This window comes from Streptomyces sp. NBC_01549 (assembly GCF_026339955.1).
Lineage (GTDB): Bacteria > Actinomycetota > Actinomycetes > Streptomycetales > Streptomycetaceae > Streptomyces.
Genome location: NZ_JAPEPW010000002.1, coordinates 1,960,274 through 1,973,388, shown reverse-complemented (window position 1 = coordinate 1,973,388; position 13,115 = coordinate 1,960,274). Strand labels below are relative to the sequence as shown.

The window sequence follows — 13,115 nt, the reverse complement described above, 5'->3', positions numbered from 1 at the left end:
CGGGAGATGCCTCGGCCTTGGTGTCAGGGCAGGCGTCGGGGGACGCGTTGTCCCTCGCGTCCGAGTGGGCGTCAGGAGATGCCTCACCCGGAGCCGTCCCGCCGGGGCCGTCGGATCATTCGGCGGCCCCGCGTGTGCCCGGCCCCGCGGGAGGCCCGCCATGACCTGGCGCCCCGCCCTCACCCGTCCTGTGATGTTCCGTCATGATCCCGTCCGCCAGGCCGACTTGCTGCTCGTGCCCGAACGGGTCGTGGTCCTGCGCGGCCACGCCGGGAGTGTCGTCCGGCTCTGCGACGGCCACCGCGAGGTGTCCGAGATCGTCGCCACGCTCGCCGAACGGTTCCCCGGCGCGCCCGTCGCCGACGAAGTACCCCGCTTCCTCGCGGCGTTGCGCAAGGAGGGCTGGCTCCGATGACCGCGACCGTCGATCCCCCCTGGGCTCTGCTGGCCGAACTCACCCACGGCTGCCCGCTGCGCTGCGCGTATTGCTCCAATCCCGTCGAACTGATCAGTCGGTCAAGAGAGCTGACCGCAGGGCAATGGGCCGACGTGTTATGTCAGGCCGCTGACCTGGGCGTTGTCCAGATCCATCTGTCCGGCGGCGAACCCCTTCTCAGGCGCGATCTCGTTCGGATCGTCGCCGCCGCCGACGCCGCGGGCCTCTACACCCAGCTCGTCACCAGCGGTGTGGGCCTGCACGAGCGAAGGCTCGCGGAGCTGGTGGACGCGGGACTGCGCAGCGTCCAGCTCTCCGTGCAGCACACCGATCCCCGGGTTGCCGAACTCATCGCGGGGGCCCGCGCGTTCACCGCCAAGGAGCGCGCCGCACGGTTGGTGCGGGCGGCCGGGCTGCCACTCGGCCTGAACGCCGTCCTGCACCGGGCCAACATCGACGCCGTCGACGACCTGATCACACTCGCCCTCTCCTGGGGTGCCGACCGGATCGAGCTCGCCAACACGCAGTACTACGGTTGGGCCGCCCGCAACCGCACCGCTCTCCTGCCGACCCGGGACCAGGTCGAACGGGCCCGCGTCACGGTGCGCCGACGGCGCGAACAACTCACCGGCTCCCTCGAACTGGTCTGGGTCGCCCCCGACCTTCTCGACGCCATCGCGAAACCTTGCATGGGCGGCTGGGGTGCCGTCTCCCTCACCGTCGCCCCGGACGGCACCGCGCTCCCGTGCCCCTCCGCCGCGACGCTCCCCGCACTCGACGCGCCGAACGTGCGCGCACACCGGCTCGACTGGATCTGGCGCGATTCCAAGGCCTTCAACGCCTACCGGGGCGAGGCCTGGATGCCGGACCCCTGCCGCGGCTGCGCCCTGCGCACGACGGACTTCGGTGGCTGTCGCTGCCAGGCGTACGCGCTCACCGGCGACGCCTCCCGCACCGACCCGGCCTGCCGCCACGCACCCGACCACCACCTCGTCCGCGCGCTCGTCGACGAGGCCCCGCTCAGGAACTCCGCCTACGCCTACCGAGAGGGAGGAACATGAGACGACGACTGCGGGCAGCGCTGATGGCGGGCGTGCTCACCACCGCCGGCCTGACCACGGTGGCCGCCACCGCACCCCCGACACCTTTGTCCCAAGCGCCTGCGGGAAGGCCCGCCGCCGCCCAGGACTGGTCCGTCGCCCTGATCGACTCGACCATGGCCCGCTACACCCCGAGCACGATCGGCGGCTGGTCGTACCCGGTCGGGCTGTATCTCTACGGCCAGTACCTCACGTACCAGCGCACGCACGACGCCCGCTATCTCACCTACATCAAGAGCTACGTCGACCGCTTCGTGTCGAGCGACGGTTCGATCGGCCAGAGCTTCAACAGCCTCGACAGCATGCAGGCGGGCCGGCTGCTGACGATCCTGCACCACGAGACGGGCCAGGACCGCTACCGCAAGGCGGCCCTGAAGATCCGAAGCCGTCTGAACACCTACCCACGCACCTCCGACGGCGGTTTCTGGCATGCCGACACCAGCAGCCGGGCCCACCAACTCTGGTCGGACGGCGTCTACATGGTGAACCCGTTCCTGGTCGAGTACGGCAAGGAGTTCGGGGACACGACCTACGCGAACGACGAGGCCGCCAAGCAGCTCTATGTCTACGGCAACCATCTCCAGGTGACGAACGGCCTGCTGAAGCACGCCTACGACGAGTCGAAGACGGCGAGCTGGGCCGACCCGGCTACCGGTCTCGCCCCGGAACACTGGTGCCGGGCGGTCGGCTGGTACGCGATGGCGATCGTCAACGTGCTCGACGCGATCCCGGTCGACCACCCACGACGACCCCAACTGGTCGGCATTTTCCGAAGGTTGGCGGCAGGTCTGGATAAGACCCAGGACCCGGCCACCGGCCGCTGGTTCCAGGTGATCGACAAGGGTGGCCGCAGCGACAACTGGACCGAGACGTCCTGCTCCAGCATGTTCACCTACGCCCTCTCGCGTGGCGCCCAGCAGGGCTACCTCGACCCGCACTACGCGTCCGTCGCGCAGCGCGGTTACCAGGGCGTCCTCGCCAGGATCTCGGTCGGCTCCGACGGCCGCACCAACCTCACCGACATCTCCATCGGCACCAACGTCGGCGACTACGCGTACTACATCGCCCGTGACCGGGCCACGAACGACTTCCACGGCCTCGGCGCCTTCCTGATCATGAACGAACAGCTCACAGCCCACCCACTCAGGACGAGGTGAGTCAGCCATGAGCACCACGAGAAGGACCCTGCTCGGCGCGGCGCTCGGCGGCGCCGCCGGGGCCGCGGTCGGCATCCCGGCGACGGGCACCGCCGCGCACGCCGCCTCCTGGCAGCTGAAGTGGTCCCCGTCGGCGAGCGGTGACAAGCTCGGCGCCTTCGAGACGATCGAGGACGACCGTGCCGACTCGCATCCCGCGGGCCAGCCGCACATCTTCGCCACCGGCGACAACTGGCGCTTCAACATGCACACCGTCGACCGCGACACCTCGACGGACCGCCAGCGCCAGGAAGTCACGGGCCTGCGTAACGGCAGCGGCAGTGACTACCTCAAGTGGACCGTCGGCCAGACCTGGCGGGTCACGTACTCGATGTACATCCCGAGCTCGCTGAAGGCGACCACCACCTTCACCCACATCATGCAGATGAAGCAGCCCGGCACCGGCACCTCGCCGATCGTCGTGCAGTCACTGCGCCGGGTGAACGGGGTGCAGACCATCGAGCTGAAGCTCGCGATCGACGACATCCTCGTCGGCCGCACCGATCTGGAGCCGCTGCAGAACAAATGGATCGACGTCGACTTCCAGATCAAGGTCGGCAACGGCTCCGCGGGTACCCTCCGCTGGATCCTCAAGAACGGTTCCACCACCGTCATCGACGCGTCCAAGTCGGGCGTCGACACCTTCCTCGCCGACCGGGTGCGCCCCAAGTGGGGCATCTACCGGTCCCTCGGCGACACCTCCGGGTCCCTGCAGGACTGCTACCTGCTGCTGACCAACCTGCGCGGCTACCAACTGGTGTGAGGAGCCGTTCCATGAAACCACCCATGAGAAAACGGAGTTGGGCGGCGAGTGTCTTCTTCGCCTTCGCCGTCGTACTGGGCCTGACCCACCCCGCGGCCCTCGCCGCTCCCCGGAGCGCCACCGCTCCCACGTCCACCACCGCGCCCCACGCCGCCGCCGTGTTCGACGTCCACGACTACGGAGCCAAGGGCGACGGCTCCACCAATGACAGCCCGGCCATCAACAAGGCCATCACCGCTGCGAACGCGGCGGGCGGCGGTACCGTCCGCTTCTCCGCCGGCCAGTACAAGTCCAAGAACACCATCCACTTGAAGAGCGAGGTCACTCTTCAAGTGGACAAGGGCGCCACGGTCCAGGGTTCCAGTGCGGACACCTACGACCCGCCCGAGACCAACCCCAACGACGCCTACCAGGACTACGGGCACAGTCACTTCCACAACGCGATGATCTACGGCGACAAGCTGAAGAACATCGGCTTCGTGGGCGAGGGTGTCATCGACGGACTCGGCAACCTCATCACCGGCAACCCCAAGTCCGGCGAGGCCGACAAGATCCTCTCCCTGACCCGCTGCGACGGTCTGCGCCTCGGTGACGGCCTCACCCTGCGGCGCGGCGGGCACTTCGCGGCCCTCATCAACGGCTGTACGAACGTCACCTCGGACCACCTGACCATCGACACGGCCGGCGACCGCGACGGCTGGAACATCATCAGCACCACCAATGTCACGGTCACCAATGCCAACATCAAGGCCAACGACGACGCCCTCGTCTTCAAGAGCGACTACGCGCTCGGGGCCAAGCTCCATAACGGCCATGTGCGGGTGAGCGACTCGTATCTGTCGGCGGCGTGCTGCAACGCCCTGATGTTCGGCTCCGAGACCTGTGGCGACTTCTCCGACTACCAGTTCGCCAAGATCCGCATCGAGGGCGCGGACAAGTCCGGGCTCGGCATGGTCTCCATGGACGGTGCGAAGATCTCCGACGTCCACTACCGCGACATCACCATGACCGGCGTCCACTCGCCGATCATGCAGAAGATCGGTACCCGGAAGCGCTGCGGCAACAGTCCCGGCGTCGGCTCGATCAGCGACGTCACGTACGACAACATCACGGCGACCGGGGTGAGTCCGTCCTTCAGCCCGACGCTGTGGGGCGAGAACGGCCACCGGATCAGCGGGGTCACCTTCACCAACGTCAACATCACCGTCCCCGGCGGCAACGGCACCATGTCCACCGCCGTGCCGAGCAACGACCCGGGCGACTACAACCCCAAGGCCATCGGCACGCGGCCCGCGTACGGCTGGTACCTCCACAACGCCGACAACATCACCTTCACGGACAGCTCGGTGAAGTACGCGGCCGACGACGGACGCCCGGCCGTCATCGCGAACGCCGCGAACGGGATCAGGTTCACCCGGTTCACGGCCCAGCGGGGGAGCGACTCACCCCACGACATGGGCTTCCAGAACGTCACCGGCTACTGCCTGACGGACAGTCACAACACCACGGGCGGCACGCTGCGGGTCTCCAGCAGCGGCTCCAGCGAGAACTGCGGTACGCCGGCCGAGAGCACGGCGGTGACGACCCGAGCTGCGCGGCGGCCGCACACAGGTGTGAAGCCGCTCGACCTCGAAAACCCCCGCCAGGCGTTCCTGCGTGGCTCCGTCGGCGGACTCTTCCTGCACTGGGGCGAACGCACCGCCCCCGCCCACACCAGCTGCACCGCCTGGGAGAACGACGTCACCAACGGCGGCTGGACCCCCGACTACTGGGTGAACGAGGCCCAGAAGCTGCACACCCAGTACCTCGTCCTCGCCAGCTTCCACAGCCGCCTCGGCTACGCCCGGCCCTGGCCCTCGAAGATCCCCGGCAGCTGCTCCACCAAGCGGGACTTCCTCGGTGAGCTGATCACGGCAGCCAAGGCCAAGGGGCTCAAGGTCATCCTCTATATGACCGACGACCCCCAGTGGCACGACGAGGGCGGTCACGAGTGGCTCGACTCGGCCGCGTACTCCGCCTACAAGGGTGCTGACGTCGACCTCACCACCCGCGACGGCTTCGGCCGCTTCAGCTACGACAACTTCTTCGAGGTCATGGACCGCTATCCGGACCTCGGCGGCTTCTGGATCGACAACGACAACGCGTACTGGGAGAGCCACGACCTCTACGCGCAGATCCAGCAGAAGCGCCCGAGTTACACGCTCAGCAACAACAACGAAGACACGTCGATCATGGACATGATCAGCAACGAGCAGAAGACGGGCATGACCCCGTCCTACGACTACCCCCAGGCCGTCTACACGGCCGGGCCCCGCCTCACCGAGGCCGACTTCAAGCTGCCGTCGAGCGGGGCGTGGTGGTACGACGGCTCCAACCCCTCCGTCGACAAGACGCTCACCCTCGGCCGCCTGATCACTAACGCGGGCTCGTCCGTGAAGGCGCTGATGGCCGAGACCGCGCAGGTCAACGGCAGGTTCCCGGCGAACCAGGAGGCCTTCAACAACTTCGCCGACTCCTACCTCGGCCCCATCTGGCAGTCACTGCACGGAACCGAGGGCGGCGGCTACATGTACGGCGGCCTGAAGCCCGGCTTCTGGAACGACGGGGCCCACGGCGTCACCACGGTCAGCAAGACCGACCCCAACCTCCAGTACGTCCATGTGCTGACCCCGCCCAGCACCAGCACCCTGCGCATCCGTGACAACGGCTACCGCATCGCTTCCGTCACCAACCTCCGTACGGGCGCGGCCGTTTCGTGGACGCAGTCAGGTGGCGTGCTCACTCTCAACGACCTGGCGAACTGGGACCCGTACGACACCGTCTTCAAGGTCACCACGGCCGGCCGCCAGGGCATCGCCTCCGGCGTCACGATGTCCGCGAGCGCCTCGGCGAGCGGTCACGGCGCGGCCGCCGCGGGCGACGGCGACTACCTCACCTACTGGGACAGCAACAAGACGCTGCCCGTCAACCTCACCTTCGACCTCGGCAGCGCCAAGAAGGTGCAGTACATCGGCCTCAACCAGCGCGAGGACTCCGTCGCCTACGCACGCTCCGACACCGAGCAGTCCGCCCGCATCAAGGACTACAAGGTGTTCCTCAGCAACGACGGGTCCACCTGGGGCAGCGCGGTCAAGACCGGACAGCTCCCCAGCCGACGCGGCATCCAGGGAATCGACCTGACCGCCGCCAACGCCCGGTACGTACGCCTCGAAGTCGACTCCACCTGGGCCGCGTCCACCGACACCACCCGCTACAAGCGGCTGCGGATCGACGAGGCCTGGATCGGCACGTCGTACGCCACCCCCACGGCCACCTCGGGAACCTACTCGGACAACGGTCAGTCGCTGCGCCCCGCCATGGGCTGGAGCAGCTGGAGCTTCGTGCGCCGGTGGCCGACCGAGGCGAAGATCAAGGCGCAGGCCGACGCGCTCATCGCGGGCGGACTCAAGGACCACGGCTTCGTGTACGTCAACCTCGACGACTTCTGGCAGAAGTGCGACGCGAACGGATTCGTCGTCGACTCCTACGGGCGCTGGACCGTCGACACCGCCAAGTTCCCCGCCGGGATCAAGGCGTTGGCCGACTACATCCACTCCAAGGGGCTCAAGTTCGGCTTCTATGTGACGCCGGGCATCGCCAAGAACGCCGTCACCAAGAACACACCGATCGAGGGGACCTCTTACCACGCGGCCGACATCGCGGACACCTCGAAGACCGAGAAGAACTACAACTGCAAGAACATGTACTACATCGACTACGGGAAGCCCGGCGCCCAGGAGTTCGTGAACTCATGGGCCAAGCAGTTCGCCTCCTGGGGAGTCGACTACCTGAAGATCGACGGCGTGGGCAGCGCCGACATCCCCGACGTCCAGGCCTGGGACAAGGCGCTGCGGGCCACCGGCCGGCCCATCACCTTCGCCCTCTCCAACAACCTTCCGATCGCCAATGCCTCCACCTGGAAGTCACTGGCGAACAGCTGGCGCACCCAGGGCGACGTCGAGTGCTACTGCGGCTCCGGCGACAACGGCAGCGGCTATCCGCTGACCGACTGGTCGCACGTCTCCGCCCGCTTCACCTCGGCGGCCAACTGGCAGCAGTACGCGGGCCCGGGCGGCTGGAACGACCTGGACTCACTGGAGATCGGCAACGGCGACCAGGCGGGTCTCACCGCCGACCAGCGCCGCTCGCACCTCACCCTGTGGGCGATGGCGGGCGCACCCCTGCTGCTCGGCACGGACCTGACGAACCTCGACTCCGTCGACAAACCGATGCTGACCAACGACCGGCTCATCGGTGTCGACCAGGACGGCGTCGCCGCGAAGCGGATCGTGAGCAGTGGCGTCAAGCAGGTCTGGAGCAAGAAGGAGAGCGACGGCCAGTATGTCGTCGCCCTCTTCAACACCGGCACGTCCGGCAACTCCACGGTCAGCGTGAACTGGTCGCAGGTCGGCTTCACCGGCTCCGGTGATGTCACCGACCTGTGGTCGGGCTCTCACAAGGGCACGATCGCGGACTCGTACAGCGCGACCCTGCGCCCGGGCGAGACGCGTCTGATCCGTGTGAAGCCGGTGAGCACCGCCCTGAAGACCGCCGCGGCCTCACCGGGCATGGCGGTGGCGCCCTATGAGTACCTCGGCTGGGGCAGCCCGCAGAACCCGACGTCGGTCATGTCGGCGACCGGGGTGAAGTGGTTCACGCTCGCGTTCGTTCTCTCCGACGGCTCCTGCAACCCGAAGTGGGACGGCTCCCGCCCGCTGACCGGCGGCAACGACCAGTCGAAGATCAACGCGATCCGCGCGGCCGGCGGCGATGTCGTGGTCTCCGTCGGCGGCTGGAGCGGCGCCAAGCTCGGCGAGAAGTGTTCCAGCGCCTCGGCGCTCGCGGGCGCCTACCAGAAGATCATCAACGCCTATGGCCTCAAGGTCATCGACATCGACATCGAGAACACGGAGTGGAGCAACGCCACCGTCCGGCAACGCGTGATCGACGCGCTGAAGATCGTGAAGGCCGGCAACTCCGGCCTCAAGACGATCATCACCTTCGGCACGACGACCGGTGGCCCGGACTCCACCGGGGTCGACATGATCAAGCGGGCCGCCACCTCGGGGCTCGCCAATGACATCTGGTGCATCATGCCGTTCGACTTCGGCGGCGGCACCACCAACATGGGCACCCTCACCACCCAGGCCATGGAGGGCCTCAAGGCGCGGGTCAAGTCGGCCTATGGATACAGCGACGCGACGGCGTACGCGCACATCGGCCTGTCGTCCATGAACGGCAAGACCGACGACTCCGGCGAACTGGTCCGCGTCGCCGACTTCAAGACCATGCTCGCCTACGCCCAACAGCACCACATCGGGCGCCTCACCTACTGGTCCGTGAACCGCGACCGGGCCTGCGGCTCCGGATCCGACGGTGACTCCTGCAGCGGCGTGTCGCAGCAGCCGTACGACTACCTCAAGGTCTTCGCCCAGTACACGGGCTGAGGGGACGAACCCATGAAACTCAACAGAGCGCTGCCCTGGTGCCTCTCGCTCGCCCTGGCCGTGCCGCTCGTCGCGCTGACCGGCACGGCGGCGCAGGCGGCCACCGACTACCAGGCCGAGGACGCCACGATCTCGCAGGGCGCCGTCGCCACCAACCACACCGGCTACACAGGCACCGGCTTCGTCGACTACACCAACATCACCGGCTCGTACGTGGAGTTCACAGTGAGCGCGGTCACGGCCGGCACCTCCTCGCTGGCTCTGCGCTACGCCAACGGAACGAGCGTCGACCGCCCGATGGACCTCTCCGTCAACGGCACGGTCGTCGCCTCCGGGGTCTCCTTCCCGGCCACCACCGACTGGAACACCTGGGCGACGAAGAGTCTGAACGTCCAGCTCAATGCGGGCTCCAACAAGATCCGCGCGACCGCCACCACGGCGAACGGCGGCCCCAACCTCGACCGCGTCAGCGTCGGCGCCGCCGCCGACACCCAGGCACCGTCGCGGCCGGGCCAGCCGAGTTGCTCAGCCATCGGCGAGGACGGCCTCACCCTCTCCTGGGGCGCGTCGACCGACAACGTCGGCGTGGCCGCGTACGACCTCTACGAGCACGGCAACAAGCTCGGCGAGGCGGCGGGCGACGCGACCTCCAAGGTGCTCACCGGACTGAGTCCGAACACCACCTACAACCTCACCGTCATCGCGCGCGACGCGGCCGGCAACGCCTCCCAGGCCAGCCCGGTCGTCGACTGCACGACCCGGCCCAGCTCCGACACCACCCCACCCACCAAACCCGGCACCCTCACCTCGTCGAACGTCACGGCCACCAGCGCCGACCTGAGCTGGGGTGCCTCGACCGACGACAAGGCGGTCGCCGGCTACGACGTGCGCAGCGACACCACGGTGTACAAGAGCGTCACCGGCACGTCGACCACGCTCACCGGGCTCGCCTGCAACAGCCCGTACACCCTGAACGTGGTGGCGCGGGACGCGGCCGGCAACGTGTCTGCGCAGAGCGACACGGTCACCTTCACGACGAAGGCGTGTGCCACCGACGGCGGGGTCCCCTCGTCCATCGGGACCGTCTCCAGCGGCTGGACGATCCCGTGGGGCACGTACTGGATGCCCGACGGACAGACGGCGCTGGTCACCGAGCGGGACGACTTCCGTGTCTGGAAGGTCACCAAGGGCGGCACGAAGACCCAGGTCGGAACCGTACCGAACGCCGTCACCACGAACGGCGAGGGCGGACTGCTGGGCGTGGCCGTCGACCCGAAGTGGGCGACCAACCACTACGTGTACTTCATGCACACGGCCTCCGAGGGCAACCGCGTCGTCCGCATGACCTACGACGGCAGCTCCCTCACCAACTACACGATCCTCCTCCAGGGCATCAAGAAGAACCGCTACCACAACGGCGGACGGCTGCTCTTCGGCCCCGACGGCTATCTGTACGTCTCCACCGGCGAGGCCCAGACACCCGAACTGGCCCAGGACAAGACGTCGCTGAACGGCAAGATCCTGCGGATGACGACGGACGGAAAGGCCGCCCCCGGCAACCCGTTCGGCAACTACGTCTACAGCTACGGGCACCGCAATCCGCAGGGCCTCGCCTTCGACCGCAACGGCCGCCTGTGGGAGGCCGAGTTCGGCAACAGCTCCAAGGACGAACTCAACCTCATCAAGCCGGGTGCCAACTACGGCTGGCCGACCTGCGAGGGCAGCTGCGGCGTCTCCGGGATGACCAACCCGAAGGCGACCTGGAACGTCTCCGAGGCGTCCCCCAGCGGCATCGCGATCGTGCGCAACGTCGTCTACATGGCGTCCCTGCGCGGTGAACGCCTGTGGCGGATCCCCATCACCGGCGACACGGAGAACGTCGGCACGCCGACGGCGTACTACGTCGGCACCTACGGCCGTCTGCGCACGGTCACCAAGGTGCCCGGCGCCGACCAGCTCTGGCTCTCCACCACCAACTGCGACAACAACGGAGGAGCGGCGGACGGCTCGGACAAGATCTTCAAGGTGAGCATCGACTAGGCCGACGACCAGGCCGACCGAGGCGTTGTACCGGGGAGCGGGCTCACGCCCGGTACAACGCCTCCACCTCGGTCTCGTACGCGCTCTCGATGGCCTTCCGCTTCAACTTCAGCGAAGGCGTCAGCAACCCGTGCTCCTCGGTGAACTGGTTCGCCAGTATCCGGAACGTACGGATCGACTCGGCCTGTGAGACCAGGGTGTTCGCGGCTACCACCGCCCGCCGCACCTCGGTCTCCAGGTCCGGGTCGCGCACCAGGTCGGAGGAGGACAGCCGCGGCTTGCCCCGCATCTGGAGCCAGTGGTCGACGGCCTCGGAGTCGAGGGTGACGAGCGCCGCGATGTACGGCCGGTCGTTGCCGACCACGATGCACTGCGCGACCAGCGGATGGTCGCGCACACGCTCCTCCAGGACACCCGGCGAGACGCTCTTGCCGCCGGAGGTCACCAGGATCTCCTTCTTGCGCCCGGTGATGGTGAGAAAGCCGTCCTCATCGAGGGTGCCGAGGTCGCCGGTGGCGAGCCAGCCGTCGTGCAGTGCGGCGTCGGTGGCCTTGGGGTCGTTCAGATAGCCCTGGAAGATGTTGTCGCCGTGCAGCCAGATCTCGCCGTCGTCCGCGATGTGCACGGTCATGCCCGGGATGGCCTGGCCGACCGTCCCGTACCGGGTCCGCTCGGGCGGAGTGACGACCGCGGCGGCGGTGGTCTCGGTGAGCCCGTATCCCTCGTAGATCTGGATGCCCGCGCCGGCGAAGAACAGCCCGAGCCGACGGTCCATCGCGGAGCCGCCCGACACCGCGTGTCTGACCCGGCCGCCCATGGCGGCGCGCATCTTGGTGTAGACGACCTTGTCGAAGAACTGGTGCTGCATCCGCAGGCTCGCCGACGGCCCGGCGCCGATCCCCCACGCCTTCGCCTCGATCGCGTCCGCGTAGCGGACCGCGACCTCCACGGCCTTCTCGAAGGCACCGGACTTTCCGTCCTTCTCGGCCTTGCGGCGGGCCGCGTTGAAGACCTTCTCGAAGATGTACGGCACCGCCAGGATGAACGTCGGCTGGAACGCGGCCAGGTCGGGCAGCAGCACGGCGGCGTGCATCTGCGGCTGATGGCCCAGCTTGACCTTCCCGAGGACGCCCGCGACCTGGACCATCCGCCCGAAGACATGCGCGAGCGGCAGGAACAGCAGCGTGGACGCCCCGTTGTCGCGCTTGGAGGTGAAGATCGGTTCCATGAGCCCGATGACCGTGCTCGCCTCGGCCATGAAGTTGGCGTGCGAGATGACGCAGCCCTTGGGGCGGCCCGTGGTGCCCGAGGTGTAGATGATCGTCGCGATCGACTCGGGGGTGACGGCGCGCCGGTGCCGGTGCACCACCTCGTCGTCGATGCCCGCGCCCGCCTCGTAGAGCTCTTGCACCGCGCCCGAGTCCAGTTGCCAGAGCTTGTGCAGCTGGGGCAGCCGGTCGATCACCGTGGCGATGGTCATCGCGTGGTCCTCGTGCTCGACCACCGCGGCCGACACCTGCGCGTCGTGCAGCATCCAGAAGACCTGCTCGGCCGAGGACGTCGAGTACATGGGGACGACGTGGGCGCCGATCGTCCACAATGCGTAGTCGAAGAGTGTCCATTCGTAGCGGGTGCGGGACATGATCGCGACCCGGTCGCCGAATCGGATTCCCTGGGCGAGCAGTCCCTTGGCAAGTGCGAGGACCTCGTCACGGAACTCGGCGGCCGTCACATCGCGCCACTGTTCGTTGTCGTCCTTGCGGCCGAACGCGGCCCGCAGCGGGTCTTCCTGGGCATGGTCGAACACGACGTCGGCCAGGCCGCCCACCGGCGGCGCCGACGCCAACGGAGGGTTGGTGAACTCGCGCAATCCCGCTCCTAGTGGCGCTCCGCACAGCGCCGTGAAAGCTACCCCACCGCGCCGTCGGGCGGGAGGGGTGCCGGAGCCGGGGTGTGTGCGGCATATGCACAGGTCAGCCGAGAAAATGCCCGCACATGGGGAAGGGTCGGACAGAATCCCTTACGGTTGCGTAGGTTTCGATCCCGTAATCTCCACGGAATCTGTACGACCCTGCTACTGGGCTCGGGACGCCG

The 13,115-nt window shown here is 67.8% G+C and carries 7 protein-coding genes; 6 read left to right on the top strand and 1 reads right to left on the bottom strand.

Annotation, left to right across the window (positions count from 1 at the left end; translation table 11 throughout):
- Positions 1-160: 160 nt before the first annotated feature.
- Genes pqqD through OG819_RS44100 form a run of 6 tightly spaced genes read left to right on the top strand, consistent with a single transcriptional unit; the run spans position 161 to position 11,021 of the window.
- Positions 161-415 carry a pyrroloquinoline quinone biosynthesis peptide chaperone PqqD gene (pqqD, locus tag OG819_RS44125; RefSeq protein WP_266655019.1) on the top strand — a complete coding sequence of 85 codons (255 nt, stop codon included), beginning with the start codon at positions 161-163 and terminating at the stop codon, positions 413-415.
- On the top strand, positions 412-1,497 hold the full coding sequence (pqqE, locus tag OG819_RS44120; RefSeq protein ID WP_266655017.1) for a pyrroloquinoline quinone biosynthesis protein PqqE: 1,086 nt from the start codon (positions 412-414) through the stop codon (positions 1,495-1,497). The genes pqqD and pqqE overlap by 4 nt, the downstream gene beginning before the upstream one ends.
- The gene (locus OG819_RS44115; protein WP_266655015.1) at positions 1,494-2,693 is read left to right on the top strand and encodes a glycoside hydrolase family 88 protein; all 1,200 of its coding nucleotides are present in this window, start codon (positions 1,494-1,496) and stop codon (positions 2,691-2,693) included. Before pqqE ends, OG819_RS44115 begins: the two co-directional genes overlap by 4 nt.
- Positions 2,694-2,700: 7 nt before the next feature.
- Entirely contained in the window at positions 2,701-3,495 is a 795-nt protein-coding gene (locus OG819_RS44110; RefSeq protein ID WP_266655013.1) for a Tat pathway signal sequence domain protein, read from the top strand.
- Between the two features lie 23 nt (positions 3,496-3,518).
- Positions 3,519-8,981 (top strand): glycosyl hydrolase family 28 protein, encoded by a 5,463-nt coding sequence (locus OG819_RS44105; RefSeq protein WP_266655011.1) that lies wholly within the window; start codon positions 3,519-3,521, stop codon positions 8,979-8,981.
- A 12-nt stretch (positions 8,982-8,993) separates the two neighbouring features.
- A complete protein-coding gene (locus OG819_RS44100) occupies positions 8,994-11,021 on the top strand; it encodes a PQQ-dependent sugar dehydrogenase (protein WP_266655009.1) in 2,028 nt (675 codons plus the stop codon).
- A 43-nt stretch (positions 11,022-11,064) separates the two neighbouring features.
- On the opposite strand, the gene OG819_RS44095 is transcribed toward OG819_RS44100, so the two are convergent.
- Positions 11,065-12,891 (bottom strand): long-chain fatty acid--CoA ligase, encoded by a 1,827-nt coding sequence (locus tag OG819_RS44095; RefSeq protein WP_266630876.1) that lies wholly within the window; start codon positions 12,889-12,891, stop codon positions 11,065-11,067.
- Between the last annotated feature and the right edge of the window lie 224 nt (positions 12,892-13,115).

What these genes read in the sequence shown, in the direction of transcription:
- pqqD (WP_266655019.1), top strand. Translation starts at nt 161, where the DNA reads ATGACCTGGCGCCCCGCCCTCACCCGTCCTGTGATGTTCCGTCATGAT.
- pqqE (WP_266655017.1), top strand. Translation starts at nt 412, where the DNA reads ATGACCGCGACCGTCGATCCCCCCTGGGCTCTGCTGGCCGAACTCACC.
- OG819_RS44115 (WP_266655015.1), top strand. Translation starts at nt 1,494, where the DNA reads ATGAGACGACGACTGCGGGCAGCGCTGATGGCGGGCGTGCTCACCACC.
- OG819_RS44110 (WP_266655013.1), top strand. Translation starts at nt 2,701, where the DNA reads ATGAGCACCACGAGAAGGACCCTGCTCGGCGCGGCGCTCGGCGGCGCC.
- OG819_RS44105 (WP_266655011.1), top strand. Translation starts at nt 3,519, where the DNA reads ATGAGAAAACGGAGTTGGGCGGCGAGTGTCTTCTTCGCCTTCGCCGTC.
- OG819_RS44100 (WP_266655009.1), top strand. Translation starts at nt 8,994, where the DNA reads ATGAAACTCAACAGAGCGCTGCCCTGGTGCCTCTCGCTCGCCCTGGCC.